The 19,573-nt window shown below is 31.1% G+C and carries 11 protein-coding genes and 7 pseudogenes; 10 read left to right on the top strand and 8 right to left on the bottom strand.

The features are described from left to right. Positions 1 to 454 precede the first annotated feature (454 nt). The 4 genes and pseudogenes from DK405_RS11530 to DK405_RS11515 all read left to right on the top strand — a co-directional run bounded on the left by DK405_RS11530 (position 455) and on the right by DK405_RS11515 (position 3,807). Positions 455 to 1,171, top strand: a complete 717-nt coding sequence (locus DK405_RS11530; RefSeq protein WP_064612658.1) for a hypothetical protein — start codon at positions 455 to 457, stop codon at positions 1,169 to 1,171. Between the two features lie 350 nt (positions 1,172 to 1,521). Beyond that, positions 1,522 to 2,298: an ATP-binding protein gene (locus DK405_RS14740; RefSeq protein ID WP_064612660.1), complete on the top strand. Its 777-nt coding sequence runs from the start codon at positions 1,522 to 1,524 to the stop codon at positions 2,296 to 2,298. Continuing rightward, positions 2,273 to 3,130: a sensor histidine kinase gene (locus tag DK405_RS14735; protein WP_064612662.1), complete on the top strand. Its 858-nt coding sequence runs from the start codon at positions 2,273 to 2,275 to the stop codon at positions 3,128 to 3,130. Before DK405_RS14740 ends, DK405_RS14735 begins: the two co-directional genes overlap by 26 nt. Positions 3,131 to 3,230: 100 nt before the next feature. Further along, a pseudogene (locus DK405_RS11515) lies at positions 3,231 to 3,807 on the top strand (HD domain-containing protein). A gap of 129 nt (positions 3,808 to 3,936) precedes the next feature. On the opposite strand, the pseudogene DK405_RS11510 reads toward DK405_RS11515, so the two are convergent. Beyond that, positions 3,937 to 4,166: pseudogene (locus DK405_RS11510) on the bottom strand (transposase family protein); the annotation flags it as partial. A gap of 387 nt (positions 4,167 to 4,553) precedes the next feature. Here DK405_RS11510 and DK405_RS11500 point away from each other — a divergent pair. The 3 genes and pseudogenes from DK405_RS11500 to xth all read left to right on the top strand — a co-directional run bounded on the left by DK405_RS11500 (position 4,554) and on the right by xth (position 7,819). Next, the gene (locus DK405_RS11500; RefSeq protein ID WP_045912934.1) at positions 4,554 to 6,374 is read left to right on the top strand and encodes a hypothetical protein; all 1,821 of its coding nucleotides are present in this window, start codon (positions 4,554 to 4,556) and stop codon (positions 6,372 to 6,374) included. A gap of 317 nt (positions 6,375 to 6,691) precedes the next feature. Further along, positions 6,692 to 6,872, top strand: a pseudogene (locus tag DK405_RS11495) (HD domain-containing protein); the annotation flags it as partial. A 161-nt stretch (positions 6,873 to 7,033) separates the two neighbouring features. Then, positions 7,034 to 7,819 (top strand): annotated as a pseudogene (xth, locus tag DK405_RS11490) (exodeoxyribonuclease III). Positions 7,820 to 7,860: 41 nt separating this feature from the next. Here xth and DK405_RS11485 read toward each other — a convergent pair. From DK405_RS11485 to DK405_RS15240, 3 genes are all read right to left on the bottom strand, one after another. Next, positions 7,861 to 8,316 (bottom strand): conjugal transfer protein TraD, encoded by a 456-nt coding sequence (locus tag DK405_RS11485; RefSeq protein ID WP_064612663.1) that lies wholly within the window; start codon positions 8,314 to 8,316, stop codon positions 7,861 to 7,863. 209 nt (positions 8,317 to 8,525) lie between these two features. After that, positions 8,526 to 10,241 carry a group II intron reverse transcriptase/maturase gene (gene ltrA, locus DK405_RS11480; protein WP_109510722.1) on the bottom strand — a complete coding sequence of 572 codons (1,716 nt, stop codon included), beginning with the start codon at positions 10,239 to 10,241 and terminating at the stop codon, positions 8,526 to 8,528. Between the two features lie 235 nt (positions 10,242 to 10,476). Then, entirely contained in the window at positions 10,477 to 10,602 is a 126-nt protein-coding gene (locus tag DK405_RS15240) for a hypothetical protein (RefSeq protein ID WP_269459331.1), read from the bottom strand. Positions 10,603 to 10,922: 320 nt separating this feature from the next. Here DK405_RS15240 and DK405_RS11475 point away from each other — a divergent pair, with 320 nt between their 5' ends. Next, a complete protein-coding gene (locus DK405_RS11475; RefSeq protein ID WP_410522044.1) occupies positions 10,923 to 13,058 on the top strand; it encodes an AAA family ATPase in 2,136 nt (711 codons plus the stop codon). Positions 13,059 to 13,203: 145 nt separating this feature from the next. Here DK405_RS11475 and DK405_RS11470 read toward each other — a convergent pair. From DK405_RS11470 to DK405_RS11460, 3 genes and pseudogenes are all read right to left on the bottom strand, one after another. After that, positions 13,204 to 13,299: pseudogene (locus DK405_RS11470) on the bottom strand (IS5/IS1182 family transposase); the annotation flags it as partial. Between the two features lie 328 nt (positions 13,300 to 13,627). Next, entirely contained in the window at positions 13,628 to 14,428 is an 801-nt protein-coding gene (locus DK405_RS11465) for a hypothetical protein (RefSeq protein ID WP_045912952.1), read from the bottom strand. A gap of 202 nt (positions 14,429 to 14,630) precedes the next feature. Further along, positions 14,631 to 14,857: pseudogene (locus tag DK405_RS11460) on the bottom strand (helix-turn-helix domain-containing protein); the annotation flags it as partial. Between the two features lie 342 nt (positions 14,858 to 15,199). Here DK405_RS11460 and DK405_RS11455 point away from each other — a divergent pair. Both DK405_RS11455 and DK405_RS11450 read left to right on the top strand, forming a co-directional pair. Beyond that, positions 15,200 to 16,759, top strand: a complete 1,560-nt coding sequence (locus tag DK405_RS11455) for a DUF7146 domain-containing protein (RefSeq protein WP_064612665.1) — start codon at positions 15,200 to 15,202, stop codon at positions 16,757 to 16,759. Positions 16,760 to 16,810: 51 nt separating this feature from the next. Beyond that, complete coding sequence (locus tag DK405_RS11450) at positions 16,811 to 17,806, top strand: Rpn family recombination-promoting nuclease/putative transposase (protein WP_064613309.1); 996 nt, start codon at positions 16,811 to 16,813, stop codon at positions 17,804 to 17,806. Between the two features lie 9 nt (positions 17,807 to 17,815). On the opposite strand, the pseudogene DK405_RS11445 reads toward DK405_RS11450, so the two are convergent. Next, positions 17,816 to 19,571: pseudogene (locus tag DK405_RS11445) on the bottom strand (type IV secretion system DNA-binding domain-containing protein). Between the last annotated feature and the right edge of the window lie 2 nt (positions 19,572 to 19,573).

The raw sequence follows: 19,573 nt of genomic DNA, 5'->3' as shown, positions 1-19,573 counted from the left end.
TCTTTTTTGAATGATATTTTTGTAGCTAGAGATACAATGTGATAATTTCGCATCTATTTTAAAAAAGATGAAAAAATTTTTCATAATTATGACAAAAAGTCATGTACTGATAAAAATCTAAATGATACTGTATACCTGATATTATCTGAGATTCAAGATTTAGATAATATTTAGCTAGAGGTTATTTCATTAAAACTTCAGAATCTGTTAGTAAAGGTACAAATGAATCTCTAGCTACACTTTAATTACTACTTCAAATAGCAAAAGTAATGCTATGATTATTAGTTATAAAAATAACAATAAACAAAAAAAAATCTAAAAATACGATATCTCCATAGCTACGTTTTACATTTTGCTAATGGCCTAATTATTTTAGGCTATCTCAATTTATAACTCAAGATTAATAATAAATATATAATTGTTAAATATTATGCGGGGTTTTAAAGAGTAAAGTATGCATATACAAGTCTTAAGCGCAGCAAAACACTTGTTCTATCGAATGTTTAACCTACGCAAACAAAATAAAGCAACACAAATTTTTTCAGTTTCACAGGAAAAATGGTTTGCTTTTTTTAATGACTTGCACAGTCATACAGAACAAAAAAATTTAATACAACTTCTAATAACTCATCTTATAAAGATAAAATCTAATTTAACAATAGATCAGCAAAAAAAATGTTTAACAGGTTATTTAACTGATCTAAATTATAACTTAACCAGAAAGGAACAAAAATATATTTTAAAATTAACAAATGAAAATGATTTTATTTGGAATAAGAAAGGTCAAAACTTTCTTGATTTTTGTATGTATAAAATTATACGAATGCATTCCATAGCACTTGAAATACCAATCAAAAAATGTTCTAGCAATATGCTAATAAATAAAGGGATCAAACCCTTTCAGGAATTTATTACACCAGAACATTTTAAGAATATAATTTATCTTGAACAAAAACTACTATACCGCACACTTAAGTATTATCATTGTATTAATTCGAAACAAAGAAACGTAATTATCAAACAACTACTATTGGCTCAAGGGCAGCTTGAAATAAAAGAAGATCTTAATTCGATAGAAAAAAAAGATTTTGACTTAGTTAATACAGCACTTGATTTTTATATTTGTGATATTATGGGTCGTTTTAAAGACGTGCTCGAACCTGATGTTTAAATTAAGAGCAATAAGATAAGTTCAGAACTTTTTCAGTTAATATACTAAATTATCAAAGTCTTTTTTTATAACTCAGAATCAATTGTATATCTAATTTTGAAGGATATTTTGTTTTTTTAGATGTAAATAACAATGCGACAATTTCGCATCTACTTTAAAAAAGATGAAAAATTTTTCATAATTATGACAAAAAGTCATGTACTGATAAAAATCTAAATGATACTGTGTACCTGATATTATCTGAGATTCAAGATTTAGATAATATTCTGCTAGAGATTAAAGACGATAAACCTAAAATTTACTTTTTAAATCTCTAGCTGCTATATAAACTAATACAGCAGGAGGATTCTATGCCTATTGAAGACGAAGGTCAAAATAAAATCAATAAATTAACCGAAAAATTATCCACAGAGGGAATTAATAGCACAACAATAAAACAGATAGATAGTGAAATGCAAAAACTATACTGCCAGCTAGAGGAATCTGAGCAAGTAAGCATAAATTTCATAGATTGGATACAATATTTTAGGCGAATCGTAAATAACTATGATAAAAAAAAGATAAATATAATAGCTTCTCTAAATGGAATAATTTTTTTATTTAGACAATACATAGCATCAACGAATGTAAGGATTGAAACATTTAACATAGAATTGCTAATAAATAATACCGTTATCAGAATGAGGGAACATTTTGAAAATGAGAATATAAAGCTAAATGTTCAAAATGACATAAAGACGGTTCTGATTGGAGATAGTTTTCGAATAAAAGCAGTAATAAGTCAGTTAATTGGTAGTGCTATTATAAATAGCAGCAAAAATAGCAAGATTACTATTAACCTCAATCAGTATTCAGAAATATTACAATTTACAGTACAAAACATAGGACTAAGCACTTCTAAAGAAAAATTAGAAAGAATAAATGCTGAACTAGAGAATTTGAATTTGGTAACGTATCAAGAACTAGGAGAAGGATTAGCATTTATAAAACATCTTACAGATCAGCTAAAAGGAAGACTAAGAGCAAAAGAGGAAAATAATTACATAACTTTTTCATTTGAAGTGCCAATAACTAGTTTGAATTATTCTTTAGGAGAATGCTATGAAAGAAAAGAAGAAAACAATTAACAAATGGATGGTACAAATTCCTCCAATACCAATTACGTTGGTGAATGGAGAGAGTGAGAATATCGATGAATATATGGAAATAATAACAAAGCTAAGAAAAGCGAAGTATCAGGTCGAGGCAGCTGAATCATTGAAAGAATATTGTACAGATTTAATACAGGAGATTAAATATAGATTTAATATTGCAACGAGTGAAATTGTAAGGCTAGCAAGCGAGATCATGTTAAATGATTCGGAAAACAAAGATAAGCTGGAAACAATATTAAATCGATCAGCAAATCTCCAAGAGTACTGTAATGATGTAGTTTACACGCTTAGAAGCGAAATTGAGCATGAAAATTTATGTTTAAAAAAATTTAGCATACAAAAGCTAGTAAAAAATGCCGTCAGGAGACTAGAAGACATTGCAAAAGAGAAAGATATAAAAATCAATTACAATTTTCAGTACAAAATGAAGGATATTGTGACTGGAAATAGTGATCACTTACAAGCTATATTAAGTCAATTAATAGGAAGCGTCATTAGATTTAATCACAGATGCCAGGTTATAATTACGGTTCATTTGTTTACTGTAAAAAATTATATAAAAAGCGATAACATACTACAATTTAGAATACACGATACAGGAAGTGGTATTTCAAAAGAAAAATTAGGGAATATAAAAGCTAAATTAGCTGATTTTGAGTTGGTACGAGACTATCCGCTAATGCTTGAATCAGGATTATGGTTTGTAAATTACCTTATTAATCAACTTAATGGAGAAATGGAAATAGAAAGCGAAAAAGACAAGTTTACAACCATTACTTGCAATATTCCAGTACAACTTTTTTAATCAAATTAATTCGCTTCTTTCGCAGTTTTTATCTAAGATTGAAGTATATAAAAAGTTTAATTTATTGTATAATTTATTAAAGATTATTTAGAGATGAAAAATGATAAACTTTTATAGCGAGAGCTTACTAAATAAGCTGTTTGAAACCAACGTAAGATTTAATACTGAAATTGATCTTGATAAAGTTGAAAAAGCAATATTTTATGCCCAAAAATATCATGGTCAGCAAAAGAGAGATACAGGAGAACTATACTACACACATCCATTAGAAGTAGCTTATATGGTATCAGACTACAGCTTTGAAACAGATACGATTATTACAGCAATACTACATGATACCATCGAAGACACAACACTAACTAAAGAAAAAATAGGTCAAGAATTTAGTCATAATATTGCAGAACAGGTTTCAGATCTCACCAGGATTAAGGATAATAAAAAAAATCAGTTCTAGAGAAATGATTCAAACATTTTATAGACAAAATAAAACAGAACTATTATTAATTAAGCTTTTCGACCGATTCCATAATATTCAGACTGTATCAATAAAACCTTATGAAAAAAGACAAGAAATCATACTAGAAACGCAGCAAGAATTTATACCTCTTGCTGAATATCTTAAATTACAAGAAATTGCTATAGAGCTAAATAAATACTGTAAGCTTTATGCTAGTTAGAATACAAGCTTTTTCTAACTAGCATACATAGCATTACATTTTCTACTTGCACAATGGAGTATAGCTGCTTAGCATAGATATATTATCGTTCTGGATCATCAATTAATAATAGACCTCTTTCAAAACTGGTTAAGGTAGATCAAAATTATAAATGCCAGAGATCAAATTAAATCTAAGACCGAATCTTTTACGTCTATTTCGATATTTATCAGCAATAATTTTGAACCGTTTTTTAGCACACCAATAATGTTTTCATTTACAACCCTTTCTCCTGCGAATCTACGATTATTCTTTTTATCATTTTTAGTGAAAGGATTTTTCTTGCTTGTTTTCTTTGGTAATTCAGAATTATTACTGATAAATATCGAAATAGACGTAAAAGATTCGGTCTTAGATTTAATTTGATCTCTGGCATTTATAATTTTGATCTACCTTAACCAGTTTCGAAAGAGGTCTATTGTACATTATCTGTTTTTAACTTTTTCTTATCCTAATCCTGCGTTACAAGTATAATTCTTATTCTTGTTATCATCTAGCATATCACTTTATATCAAACGCTAGTTTATATAAATAACTTCACATAAAAAACTTAAGATATTTTAATAGATATTTTAAATTAATTTAATTTTGTTAGTTTTTTTGTTTGATTTTGAATCAAGTAATGCTATATTTGCATTATAGATTATTTAGAAAATGAGTATATAGAGGAGGAGGGTTTATTTAATGAATCAATAAAAGGAATTTATATGCCATATGGTGAACAAGATAATTTATATACTTTCAACCAATACCTTGATAACAAAGATAACTTAGGAACAAAATTATTAGAGGCTTATCCGTGCTCTAAGAAATTTTTAAGTCAAATTTTTCAGTGGTGTAAAAAATGTATTTACTCAAGTAAAAATTTTGATAAATTCGTTTACAATCTAAACTTATATAACTTAGAAAAACTACTACAACCAGCTAGATTAATAGAAGTCCGTAATATTACAAGTATGATAGGTGATCATCATACGGTCAAGCTAGATATATTAGGAGACACATTAACAGAATTAACTTCAAATATTGATATATTAAAAAACTTATACGACTTACACATATTTTTTTCTACTATTTCAGGTAGGTACTGTCATACAGGATCTGCTACTCCAGGTCATTTAAAAAATATATTCGAAGGTTTTAAGCAAAAGATGAAAAATTGGCCAGGAAATACATATGAAGAAAAATGTAAACAAAAAGCGTATGTAGAGTATGTTCTGAATTTTCTCAAAAAATCGAAACTAAAGTCTTATGATATTAACAGTTCTAATTATGATGTTGATAATAATATTACGAATCAGACAACGATAAAACAAAATCCATTCGACCTATACATTGCTAACAACAATAAATTAGAAGGTTATTCATGTTCTATGAAATTTTTTTTCAGGGAAATTTTTCAAAAACCTTGGAAAAGCACTTTCACAAATGAAGATTTTGATGATTTGATTTCTAGTATACAATTAGATAACTTAGAAAAACTACTATCACCAGCTAGAATAATAGAACCTTCCAATATCACATGTATGTTACTCCATAATCATAGACTTGATATACTTGCACTAAAGAAAACATTAAAAGTACTAACTTTAAATATTAATATGCTAAAAGCACTATACGACTTAGAGATACCTTTTTCTACTATTTCCGGTAAGTTAATTACGGCAAAATCTGAGGCAGCAGATTTGTTGACTGAGATATTTAAGAGTCTTGCTGAAATGATAAAAGTGCATAAAAATGACGAAGAGAACTTAATATCTTTCTACGCATCAGAACCGACATTAGCTAGTGCGAAAGATAAGTGTCAAAAAGATCTTCTGAACATCATAAATAGCGCGTTTAACAAAATCAATATAAATAGGGTGTTTAACAAGATCAATATAAATAGAGCGTTTAACAAAATCAATAGTATAGACAAACACAGTGAAGATGATATTGAAACCAATAGTGATGAGATAAGTACGCATAGTGATAGTCAAGAATTAGCTAACATATCAGATTCTATGCTAATAACTGCAGAAAAAGAAGCACCATATTGTTATGAAGGATCCGTATCTAGGCAGAATAAGATATATCTAGAAGAAGATGATATTGAGAACAGTAGTAATGAGATAAATACGAGCAATCTAGAATTAGATGATATATTAGAGTTGGGGCTAGATATGTATGATACTCGAATAAACAAGATACTCACTGAAGCAGCAAATATCTCAACTGTTAACAATCAATCTCAACCGATAGAAGGCTATCAAGAAAATAATATTGAAAATCTGCAAATAATAAGAGAGATGCATACTGAAGAAGTTATGCAATCAGTAGAAAAACGAAAATCATGTTATGATGATCATGAAGATCATTCTTACGCTTGTAAACGTCAGTGTGACAATTCTGCGTTAAATAGAGATCATGACACAGAAGTAGCATTAGATAAGCCAGCAGATAGCATTAATGCAGGTTGCCATACTTTTGGCACTATTAGTCATCTAGCAGGCGAATCGATTTGCATCCTTAGTAGTGATACCGAATGATTCATCATTACTGGTACAGCATGAGATTCAGCTTACATTTTGGAATAAGTATTACAAAAGATATCAGATTAAGTAAGAATTAATAATAACTCCAGTTTAGGACAATAAAAAGAGATAGAAAGTATCAGGCAAAAGCTATACAAGAGATAATATACAGTTAGAATTGTATATTATCTCGTATATAGTTTCAATTAATAACGGTTTATTTATTGCTTATAACGCAAATTTAGGATAAATAAAAGTATGAAAGTCATAATGCAGAAGGTCTATAAATGCTAGAACATTTTAAGAATGTGATTGCTTTTGAACACAAATTACTATTACTAATTAAACTATTCGATAGATTTGATAATATTAAAACTATATTCATAAAGCAACTCAAAAGAAGGCAAGAAATCATATTAGAAACTCAACAAGAATTTATACCTCTTGCTAAGTACCTTAATCTACCAAAAATTGTCATAGAGCTAAATAAACTGTAAGCTTTATGCTAGTTAATGTGCGTGTTTCAAAGCATATATTCTAATATTAAGATAGAGTTATATAAACTATATGATATCAAAAATAGTAATTGTTGTAACGTCTTCTTGGTATTAATATAAAAAGGCCAAAGTATGAAACAGAAAAATATAGCACAATAGAAAAAATTAACTTTTAAAATGAAAATAATTACTTGGAACATTAACTCTATTAGGATACGTATACCTCTTTTACAAAAATTAGTTCATCTATATAATCCAGATATTATTGCTTTACAAGAGACGAAAGTAGAAGACGAGCTGTTTCCAGTAACAGAATGCATAAATTTAGGATATAAATATATTACTTATAGTGGACAAAAATCTTATAATGGAGTAGCAATCTTATCCAGAATTTCATTTGAATCTACGTTTGTAATAAATCTATATAATGATGAAAAAAGGCATATTGCTATTAACATATGAGAGTTAAGCATACATAATTTTTATGTGCCTGCAGGAGGAGATATTCCAGATGCAAATGTAAATATAAAGTTTAAGCATAAATTATGCTATGTTGATTTTATGAATGCTTGGTTTTTGAATAATAAGTCTAAAAAAGATAAGATTATACTGCTTGGAGACCTTAATATTGCGCCATTAGAAAGTGATGTATGGTCAAGTTATCAATTACGCAATGTTGTGTCTCATACAGATATTGAACGAAAAAAATTAATGCATAATATTACTAGCTTTGATTGGATTGATGCAGTGCGCTTTTTTTCAGGTAAACACGAAAAATTGTATTCCTGGTGGAGCTATCGAAATGTTGACTGGAGCAAATCCGATCGCGGTCGCAGGCTAGATCATATGTGGATTAGTCACCCTTTAGAATCCAAAATTAAATCTTGTATAATCATCAAAGATGCCAGGGGATGGGATATGCCATCTGATCATGTTCCAATTATGCTAGAAATAGAAACTTAAATGCTATATCAACCTACTGCAGTATACTAAGTATTTAAAAACTAAGATACAAGTTCTAAATTATATTGAACATTGAGAAGGCCATTCTTTAAGGCTTCAATGTCCTTAACATGGCCGCACCATTCTTGACGAAAGCTATTCCATTTTAAGCCATGAAGGCGAATGTGGAGCTTAGTGTTTTCGTCTGGTTCAGAGGAAAATTTTAAAATCACAGCAGCTTTATTTTGCTGCTCTTTATCAAAAATATCTTTACCTATTGTAGTCCAATGATCCTGAACATTTGGATGTTGTGTTAAAGTTTCTTTTAGTGAAACAATTGCACCAAATAAAGTATTTGTTGGTAAGTGATCAAGCTTAGCTTTAGCAACTAATCCACCCATTTCGATAAGACGTCGAGTACGCATTTTACGTTCTTTAATTTTAAGGTTAACCTCATCCATGATTAGCCTAGCCTTTTTTTGTTGAAGAGTAATTTTTTGCTGCATAAGATTTGCCATGTTAGTAATTCAGAAAGATAAAAAAATCAGGCAAGAATATATCAAAATACAATTCCAGTAAAGAAAAAAAACCGCGCCTACCAAACCAACATCAAATAATTATAGTCAAAAAAACGTGAATTCAAGGTTAGAAGCTTCATTAAAGAATAAGCTTAAGCGGGTAGGTAAGCGCAGAAGCGCTTTTCCTCCCAAAGAACCGTACAAGCGAATTACTCCGCATACGGCTCAAGCAATTTACAAACAGCTGCAATAAGTTGTCCGCGATTACTGTGTACTTGTCGATGGCAGTTTTCATGCAATAAGCACAAATTGTTAATATGGTCAGTGCCACCACATCTTATAGGTGTTATATGATGTACATGAACACTTTCACCATTATCTATTAAATCAAAACAAACAAGACATTTACCCTTTTGTCTACGCCAAAGAATCTGCCTAGATTTAAACAAATACTTAGGGCTATCAGCCTGACGTTTATGCCAATATTCTCTAAGTTTTGAATTATCAGGAGAAGATTTACCTTTAACAAGAATATGTCGTTTAATCGTTGTCCATTGTAATTTCCATAGATATAGATCTTTATTCATAAAGACCCAATTATCATTTCTGCCTTTAATGCGACCCCAATACTTTTTCTTAAGCCATTCCCAGGATTTTTTAGGATGTTTTCTACATGCAAATCTTGCTTGTAGAATCCACATCCAACAGTCTAAATTGGAAAAAATTTTCTTGGACACAACTTTGTTGAAATAACTGCACCATCCAAATATTTTAGAATTTAGATTATCAATTATTCTATCAATATTCCATGAGAAACTTTTTTTCCATTCTATTGACATTCGTTTTTTAAACGACTTTATAGAGTCTTTAGACGGTTTAACTAGTAGAGCTACACCTCTTCTTGTACTATTGGTTTTATATTGTCGAATATTAAATCCAAGGAAATCAAAACCTTCATTAATATGAAGTATCCTGGTTTTTTCCTTTGACAATTCTAAGCCTCTAATACTTAACCAATCATTAATAATACTTTTGGCTCTGATACATGAGCTTTCTGACTTAGCGCAAACGACAAAATCATCAGCGTATCTCACTAAAGCATATTCGGATTTAGAATATAGGTGATCATACTTATTATAGATAATATTAAGTATATCACTCATTCCATGAAGAGTTATGTTTAAAAGTAATGGAGAAATTAATCCACCTTGTGGAGTACCAGCTGTTGTTTTGATAATTTGATAATCCTGCATTACACCAGATTTAAGCCATGCTTGAATCCAATTACGAGCAGGGAAATTTCCTATAATTTTCAAAAGAAAATTATGATCAATATTATCAAATGCTCCTTTAATATCAGCATCTAATATCCAATTTCTATTGGTTCCATGTCGAATAATACCAGATATTCTCTGTATTGCATCGTGAGCGCTACGTCCAGGTCTAAAGCCATAGCTGCAACCTTCAAACTTAGCTTCCCAATATGGTTCAAGTGCTGATTTTACAACAGCCTGTCTACACCTATCCACAATAGTTGGCAAGCCTAAAGGTCTAGATTCGCCATTACTTTTTGGTATGTATACACGCTTAATCGGTTTTACAGATGATAGATTATTATCTGCTAACTTTTCCATCAACAGACTCCTTTCTTTATCTGTCTTAACAACTATTTTATCAATTCCAGGACTTTTTCGTCCTTTGTTGATTTGAGTAACACGTCTTATAGCAAGTAACCTATTTGCTCTTGATTTTAACATCAATCTTTGTAAGTTACGTACTAACTTCATATTACCATTTGCAGATGCCCTATAAATACGTCTACGAAGATTATTAACCTTTTGTATAATTTCTTTCCAGTCTATTGAATGCCAATAGATTTTCTTGAAATTATCTTTAGTCTCAATTGTTACATTTGCGTTTAGCATCCAACTTTTCCAATTAATTCATAATCTTGTTTACCTATTTAGGGTAAATCACCAGTCTTAAGTTAGCATCATTTCTGATTAGCATATAAATGCCTATACACTCAGTTATTAATTTCTGTAGTCTTTCGACTTAGTGTCATTTGCTTTCTAAGACCTCTCTTACCTACTATCAGTTGCCTAATAATAGGCTTACCATGTTTCACTCATCAGAGAGACGTTAAGTTGGTTATCTTCTTTATACCGAGGAGCTGGCATTTTTAAAGAAGGCTGCGTATTCCTTCTTACAGCTAAGCTTTTCAGCTTTATCCTTATAACAGAATTTATCTGGAGTATCTGCTTCTGCATTGACGATATTTTCCATACGAAGATTCACTTTCGTTTAACCAATTTTAACTTTACCTTGCCCCTATTTCCCATCCAGATTAGTACTTTAGTTAGGCTTTCTATCGCGCTTAGTACAAGACCGTTACCAATCTCGCACCGCAATAGCGGTAACTAAGGTTTAAATGCAACCTTGCTACATTTCTGTAGTCTCTGTTTGAGCGACCTCATGTCGCACTACGCAATATGCAATCTATAAAGATTGCTGCTAAAAAATGAGTACTCATTAACCGATTGAATGTTAAAAAAAAGAAGTTTGTGCTAGCAAAATCAAAAAAACCATGCTAACTTAAAACTCAGGTGAGAATTGGTATTGAGATGGCTATACAGTTTGCAAGGATTGAATTTTTACGTAGAAGTGAAGGAGGTGATAGTTGTCGTAAGGCAGCGTATAATGCAAGAACTATTGTTAAAAATAAGCAGACAGGTATAAGGTATAACTTCTCTCGTAAGAAAGATAACGTATATCATACAGTGCTGATACCGGATTATGTAAAACAAGAATTCAAGAATATTCAAACATTAATGAATGAGGTAGAACGAACAGCAAAAAAAGACAACAGCCAGTTGTTGAAGGATATAGTAATAGCATTGCCAGACGAGAAGGAGCTAAATTTAGAGCATAGAATAGAACTAACTCATCGAATAGTTGATGCAATGGAATGGGTGCAAAATGGTCTTGGAGTACAGATAGACATTCATAAGCCTCAAATAGGAGATAAAAACTGGCATGTGCATATATTGGTTACTACAAGAAGATTTAAAGAGAATGGTGAAGAATTGGGTGATAAAGCTGTTGACTTAGAGGCTAAATTTATAACAGTAAAAGGTCAGTGGCGTATTATTAAAGATTCCAAGATGATTCATGAAATAGCAAAAGAAGAAACTAATGCATATTTCGCTGAATTAGGCTTACCATATAGAGTTGACGAGACAAGCGAAGTACCTGGAAAGCATATTGGACCTCGTAGAATTAGGAATTTAATTAATGAAGTATTAAATGAAAATGAGTTACGTAAAGAGGCTCATTTGAAGATTATTAATGATGCTGACGTAATAACAGATTCTATAACACATTACAAATCTATTTTTACTAAGCAGGATGTTGAAAAAGCAGTAAAAGATATACCAGATCTAACAGCAAGAGAACAGTTAGTTCAGAAAGTGCTTAGTTCAAATAGAATACTAGAGTTATACCATGATGATGGTGAAAGTAGCAAATATTTTACGACAATTGAGGTTCGAAATGAGGAGACGAGAATAATCAGAATAGCTAATAAAATCAATGATCGAGTTTATTACAACGATATTTACAATCTTAAAAGTGATATCGAAGGTCTAACAAATGTTAGTGAAGAACAGAAACAAGCGCTAAGGCATATTTTGCTTAGCACTAGTGGAGTTAGAGTCTTGAGAGGAAGAGCTGGTACAGGAAAATCTTATGTTTTAATAAAAGCGCATAAGCTCGCAACAAATCGTGGACAAAAAGTTATTGGTCTTGCTCCTACTCATAAGGCAGTATCAGAGCTGAGGAGCAAAGGTTATACAGAGGTCTATACAGTAAAAGGATTTTTATATAATCGAAAAAAAATTTTTATGCAAGACAGCTTAATAGTAGTAGATGAAGCTGGAATGGTAGGTACTAAAGCTTATACAGAGCTGTTTAGAGTAGTTAGAAACAATAATTGTCAACTGATACTTGCTGGAGATGAAAAGCAGTTAGCTTCAATAGAAAGAGGTGGAATGTTTGAGATGCTGAGTAATATTTTTGGTTCACATGTTTTAGTAAATATTCGAAGACAAAGTGAAAACTGGAGCAGAGAAGCAGCAATGGAGTTTGCTGAGAGTAATATTTTAAGCGGTATAACCTTACTGAGGCAAAATAACTGCGTTAGGTTTGATAATACGTTGCAGGACTCAATGAGTAAGTTAATATACAACTGGAGTCTAAGCAAATTTAAACCACATGAAAAATTGGTAATTACAGTACGTAATAAAGATGTCGACATTCTTAATTCAAGTATTAGGTCTTTGTTAAAAGCAAATGGTACGCTAAAAGGCACAGAATATAGGCGTTCAATTGCTGGAAGGGAAGAGTCCTATATGTTAGGAGATAGAATCGTATTTCAAACAAACGATAAGGATTTACAAATACAAAATAGTGAATTTGCAACTTTAACTTCTGTTAATAAAAATGAATTTGTAGTTAAGACAGACACAGGAAAAGAGGTGAGTTTTGATTTAAATAAAATAAGCTTTAAACATGGATATGCTACAACAGTTTGTAACCCACAAACAGCTTTCAAAAAAGATGTATATGTTCTTCATAATAATGGTGTAGGCATAGAAAGTTCTAACATAAGCATGATAGGGAATGCAGAGCAAGTACGGCTGTACTACAACGTGCAAGCTACAAAAAATATGTTGCTAATCTAATAGAGCAGCTTAGCACAGCTAAGACAGACTCTATGAATTCAAAAGTTGTAGAGGAGAATAATAATGTTCAAGCAAATGAAGTAAGGCAATATCAATCTGCTCAAAACTATAGACAAAATGATTATTAGACCTCTTTCGAAACTGGTTAAGGTAGTTCAAAATTATAAATGCCAGAGATCAAATTAAATCTAAGAGAAAATCTTTTAGGTCTATTTCGATATTTGTCAGCAATAATTTTGAACTACCTTAACCAGTTTCGAAAGAGGTCTATTATAGCAGCAAATGTTAAATGCATAGTTCTGAAGTAAGATTGTATTTAATGTAATATATTACAAAATATTATTCTTTGTATGCTTTTTATGCTTTGACTTAGCGTTAGTAAATTAAGCTCTATATATCAATCTCTTTAAAGATTTTTTAATTAAAAAATTAGCATTAGATATCTAAGTTCTATTTACAAAAATTTTAAGATGAAAAAAGACATTTGTTTTTAATGATATTTCAGTTATAAGTCATAGGTAGCACATATTATATAGTATGGTTATTAATATGCACCACAAAGTAAGTATCTATATAACCTCTATAACCTCTGCTGTTTGTATCATAATTTCTCCTTTTGGTTGTATAGTTTCATAAATATGTTCATTAGCATGTGCATAAATATGTTCATCAATACATGCATAAATATGTTCATGTGTGTTATTATCTATTGTTTGCACTTCTACATTTGATAGCTCAACAACACTATCACCTTTTTTAATATCTAAATTGTTAATTTCCAACTTAGTCTTATACGCAAGGCGAACTATTAAGACCATTGCTGTAATAACACAAAAACCAAATATTTCTACTGCCCCTACTCTAGCTAATAAGGAATGTATATAGGAATTTTCTTTAGAATCTTGCAAGCCAACAGTATTTTCATTACTATCAACATTATTAGCAAACAATTTCTCAGAGATTTCTGTTAAATAATTTATACAGTCACTAATTTTACACTTAGTAAAACAAAAACTAGTGTTAGTAATCATATTACAGGAAGCTGTATTATTAGTATATGCAAATATGTCATGCAGCTCGCACTCAGGAAGAGTTTTTACTATATCAGCTGGCATGTACTCACCACTTTGCATAGTAAGTGTTGTATTAGCACTTTCAAACAATTTATCCTCAGAATTAGGATTAGTACCGCATAGCAGCTTAGGCTGTATCTCATACACACCTGAATGAATATATTTCATTGTAAAAATTATACATTCAGTTACATGCTTAAATACGTATTTATTGCCTAAAGACTTAGCACACTCAGCCATATACCAAATGTGAGCTTTTGCTGATATAATATTGTCCATTATTATAGTACTATTCATCATCACCCTATATTTTTTTACTGTTATTATTGATTGTAAAGGTTTTTGCTAACTACTGTCAAACTATTTGCTTTTATTGGACATTAAGAATACCAAATTAGTTAGGATAATGGTGAGTATGAAATATAATCAAAGAATAGCAAGTTATTAAGAATGGATGTTACAAAGGCATATTTGCTAGAAATATTTTATAGCAGCAAATATTAAATGCATAGTTCTGACCTATATGGAAATAGGTGCGGTATTCTCTAGATATTCCATCAGCAACTGTTCCTTCAAATTGAGCTTATTTTTACGTCCTCTTTTTGATTTCTTAAGACCATCAGCTTTCCTCAAAATATCCACCATCTTTGAAAATGTTCCATTCCTTACTCCTGTTAATCGACGAAATTTTTCATCCTTTAACTCTTTAATCTGATCGAATTTCATTATTACTTTAAATCAGATTTTTATAACACAATTCTACTTCATTGTCTAGTTTCGAAAGAAGTCTATTATTCAAATAGCGAGGAAGAACTACGAGAATTGAAGGATCAAATAGCTAGTAGAGTTGAAACTATAGCTTGTGAGGTTCTTTGAGATCCAAATGAGCGCCTATTCAGACACGGAAGAATACGTTGGGGAGATCGTGGCAAAATAGTAGTAAACATTGGTGGTAGTCGTGCTGGAAAATGGTATGACTTTAGTACAGGACAAAAGGGTGATTTATTATCCCTGGTTCAAAGAGAAAGAGTATGCAGCTTTTTTGAGGCAAAGGAATATTTGAAAAGTATGGTTGGAATGTCTAATATTAGTCAACGGTATCAGAGACCGCCTAAGACTGACGATTCTCAACAATACACTCAACAATCTGAAAGTGTTAAAATCGCAAAAGTTCAAAACTTGTATGAACTATCAAGCAGAATACATGGTTATGAGATAGATACGAGCCCAAGCGCAGAAGTTGAAATAGTAAAAAAGTATCTTGAAAATCGTGGTATTACTTTTGACAAAAGCACCGCAAGTTCAGACTTAAAAGCAAGTATACTGTTTGATACTCAAACGAGAGAAAATTATCCAGCATTGACAGCATTTGCAAGAAATTCAAAAGGAGAAATTACAGGAGTACAGGCCGTATATCTAAATTCGGCAGGAGATAAGGCGAATATTTCAATTAACAGAAGATCTTTCGGTAAAATCAGCGGATCGTTCATAACAATCGCAAAGCGAAATGCGAATGACCCTAATATAACAATTATAGCAGAAGGCGCTGAAACAGCATTGAGCTTGCAGCAAGCAGGAATTAAAGGTAATATCATTGCTAGTGCAGAAATTTCGAATTTGACAAATTATTCACCATTTCCTGGTGAAAAAATCATCATTGCAGCAGATAATGATAGCAAAAATTCTCTAACTAATAATACTGTAATTAAAGCTGCAAAAATATTAGAAATGAAGGAAGCAATAACTTGTATAGTTAAACCACCAGAAAATGGTGATTTTAATAATCTGTTGCAAAGTTGTGGAGACCAGTCAATTAGAGACATTATAGAACCTGAAATTACTAAACTGACTAAGGCAGTTGAAACAACCAAACTTACTCAAACAGAAAATAATAGTATAGCAAAACAAAATAATATTACGAATGTTAAAGAATTGTATAATAAATCGTCATCTCTATACTACTTTAAACAAGAAGAGGAAGCTAAGGTGGAAACGATAGTAGTTAATAAATATCTAGAAAACCATACAGAAATTTATAGTTCAAAAATCTTTAACAATTCTAATTTAAGAGCAAATATGGTTTTTGATGAAGAGACTCAAAAATCCTGGCCTGCACTCACTATTTTTGTTAAAAATGAAACAGGCGAAATTACTGGAGCTAAGATATTAACTCTGAATTCAAAAACCTGTAATAAAGCTGATATTCCAGAAAAATCTATTGGTACAATTAGTGGATCATTTGCTGAAATTGCTCAACAAAATTCAAAATACTCACCTGTAACAATCATTACAAAGGATATTGAAACAGCGTTAACCATTCAACAAGCTGGAGTCGAAGGCAAAATCTTATGTGCAATTGAAGCCGAAAATTTGCAAAACTATAATCCTGGCCCAAAAGAAAAGATCATTCTAGCAGTTAAAAATGACGTAAATACTGAAAAAGCTGAAAAAGTTCTGGAGGATAAGGAAGCAGTAGTCTGCACAGTCAAAAATGACTTCAATAATGTATTAAAAACTCAAGGATTATATGCTGTTAGAAATATTATCAGCCCTGAAATAAGAAAACTTAATGAAAAAATTGAATCAATACAAACTAATATACAACCAGGATTATGTCCGAAACACTAGGCAGAGTATGACACAGCATTTTTTATTTAAAAAACTATAGAGTGAAAAAATATGACAAAACAATTAAAGCATGATTCATTGGCAAAGACAATCATGAGCGATCCAGTGGCTGCACAAGAATTTCTAGAGTATTATTTACCAATGAATTTCAAGAGTTTAATAGATTTATCACAAATAAAAGTAGAGCAAGAGAGTTATATAGAAGAATCGTTAAAGAAAAAATACAGTGATATCGTCTATAAAGTTGCAACCAAAAAACATGGCAATGCTTTTATTTATATATTAATTGAAGCTCAATCAACCGTCGATTATTGGACAGCTCTGCGGTTATGGAGATACACATTGTTATTGTGCGAAAGGCATAAGAAAGAAAAAACTAAATTACCATTAGTGTATAATTTAGTGATCTACAACGGCAAAGAAGTCTACAACGCACCTAGGAATTTGTGGGATTTATTTACCGATTCAATGATAGCTAAGCAATTAATGACCTCTGACTATCAATTAGTCGATTTACAAAGTATGTCGAATGATGAAATTGTTAGGAAAAAGCATATCGGAATGCTCGAATATATGCTAAAGCACATTCATCAACGAGATATGTTAAAGCTTTGGGAAGAGTTTCTAATAAAGTTCAAACATGTTTTAATACTTGATAAAGAAAAAGGCTATATTTACCTAAGATCATTTTTATGGTATACTGATACTAAATTACTAGAGAGTCAGCAACCAGAATTAGAGCAGGTTCTGGCTAAGTATTTATCTGAAGAAGAAAAAGGTAATATTATGAGAACTATTGCTGCAAAATATATTGATGAAGGCAGAGCTGAAGGTGTAAAGCTTGGTGAGACTAAAGGCAGAGCTGAAGGCAGAGCTGAAGGTATAAAGCTTGGTGAGACTAAAGGCAGAGCTGAAGGCAGAGCTGAAGCCGCACAAGGGCTTGCAAGAAACTTATTAAAAGCTGGCTTTTCAGTTGAATTTATTTCTGAAAATACTGGATTGTCAAAAGAAGAAGTGATTAATTTAAAAAATAACATAGAGTATTAATTTTTCGAATTAATACTCTACTAACTTAAGTTTTTTGAGCAATTTATATTCACAAACAAAAGCTGTATTTAAGTTTTGTAGCTGCATAGTTAGTTTTGTGATAGGAAAGTTACCGGCAAGCTTTACATAACATGTAAGGTCTGGTAGGTTCATAATTTCAGATGGCATAACTAAAATCTTTTTACGCTCAACATTATTCATATTTACCCCATCTCGCATAGTATTTGATCCATATGACAAGTTCTCTTGAGTTTCAATAATTTCTTGCTCACCTAGTGTTAATGCTGATTTATAAGCTGTAACCTGATCGCTAACTCGAAAAATAAATTTACTATTAAACAAATCCAGCATAGAAGCACATTCAGCAGCCCCATATATTGCTTCTAATTGATGAATATTCTGCAATCCAGCAACAAAGCAGCCTCCATACTTTCTACTTTCAGCTAAAGCAACTGGTAAAGACGAAACTTTTTGTAGAGCTGGAAGTTCATCAAGTATAAACCACATGTTTTTGTTATCATGATTAGGATTTCTACACATCAAAGCCTTGATAGCTATGCTTATCCAGGCTGAAATAAGTGGGCATAAAGTAGCTCTTTGATTTGGGTTAGCTGTGATAAATAGCCAGCTAGTTTCATTTGAATTACTAAACCATTCTTTTATGCTAAAACTACCTCCAGGCTTTAAATATTGTAGCGAAGTAATATTCTTTCCAAGCGTAGACTGAATTCCTGCAGAAGTTTCGAGCGCGCTTTCACTTATAATACCTGATACAGCAGTGTTTCTAAAAGCTTTTGCAAATTGTCTATTATCAGAGTAAATGATTGTATGAATTAGTTTTATGATATCTTTATCATCCTTATATAGCTTCAACGCTTCAGACAAGACTAATTCAGCATTTTTAGCAAAAAAGTCATCAAGTTTAGGAGTATAATTACTAAAACTACTAGCTATATCATGAAAATCAGCTGCTTCAAAACAATCATTCCAAGGCAACCATTGTTCACTATTTTTTTCTAAAGGATTAAGCAGTTTATCACATTTAGGATCAAAAAATCTATCAGTAAAAGCTCCAGTTGTGTCTACAATGATTGCTCGATCTTTGTGTAATCGAATTTGTGGCAGCAGTTCATTAAGCATATTAGTTTTACCAGTACCTGTTGTTCCAGTAATAAGAATATGTAGTCTTTCACTATTCTTTACTAATGGCAAGCCTCCAAAACGGATTTTCGAGGCCTTTTTAGCGCTTTTTAGCATTTTAGATAGGGCATTTGCACTCTACAAAATCAGCACCTCTAATTTTGGCCTTAATAATCGTGTTTTTGCCTTGAGCAGTAAAGAAAACAATTGAGATTATCACACCAATAGTAAAAACAATTAATCCTTCTAACAATGCTGAATTGATTAAGAATTCCCATAATTGCTGTATTTTAAATCCATGTTTGCCTGTATAAAACTCATGCAAAAAGTCTTGAGCATTGAGGTGCATCCATTTTTTAAACCTTAAACTATAAAACTTAATGCCTATTTGATCGATATCATAAAAATGCTCACCAATTGCTAGCTTAAGCTGCACATATCTTTCAATTGCAAAATAATACAAGCTGCTCAGAAAAACTTTTTGATATAATCGACATATAATCCAGAATATCGATAATCCTAATCCAATTATAAAAACGTTGGTACTACCTTGCCCAAACATTCTTAACTTATGGGCAAATAACTGCGAGCCCCTGGTGAAATTTCCTTGATTCTGAAAATTCATCT

This window comes from Orientia tsutsugamushi (assembly GCF_900327275.1).
In the GTDB taxonomy this organism is placed as follows: Bacteria; Pseudomonadota; Alphaproteobacteria; order Rickettsiales; family Rickettsiaceae; genus Orientia; species Orientia tsutsugamushi.
This window is presented reverse-complemented; position numbering and strand designations above follow the sequence as displayed.

Excerpts from the sequence above, each read along its gene's own strand:
- DK405_RS11530 (WP_064612658.1), top strand. The coding sequence starts at position 455 with ATGCATATACAAGTCTTAAGCGCAGCAAAACACTTGTTCTATCGAATG.
- DK405_RS14740 (WP_064612660.1), top strand. The coding sequence starts at position 1,522 with ATGCCTATTGAAGACGAAGGTCAAAATAAAATCAATAAATTAACCGAA.
- DK405_RS14735 (WP_064612662.1), top strand. The coding sequence starts at position 2,273 with ATGAAAGAAAAGAAGAAAACAATTAACAAATGGATGGTACAAATTCCT.
- DK405_RS11500 (WP_045912934.1), top strand. The coding sequence starts at position 4,554 with ATGCCATATGGTGAACAAGATAATTTATATACTTTCAACCAATACCTT.
- DK405_RS11485 (WP_064612663.1), bottom strand. The coding sequence starts at position 8,316 with ATGGCAAATCTTATGCAGCAAAAAATTACTCTTCAACAAAAAAAGGCT.
- ltrA (WP_109510722.1), bottom strand. The coding sequence starts at position 10,241 with ATGCTAAACGCAAATGTAACAATTGAGACTAAAGATAATTTCAAGAAA.
- DK405_RS15240 (WP_269459331.1), bottom strand. The coding sequence starts at position 10,602 with ATGGAAAATATCGTCAATGCAGAAGCAGATACTCCAGATAAATTCTGT.
- DK405_RS11465 (WP_045912952.1), bottom strand. The coding sequence starts at position 14,428 with ATGAATAGTACTATAATAATGGACAATATTATATCAGCAAAAGCTCAC.
- DK405_RS11455 (WP_064612665.1), top strand. The coding sequence starts at position 15,200 with ATGGTTGGAATGTCTAATATTAGTCAACGGTATCAGAGACCGCCTAAG.
- DK405_RS11450 (WP_064613309.1), top strand. The coding sequence starts at position 16,811 with ATGACAAAACAATTAAAGCATGATTCATTGGCAAAGACAATCATGAGC.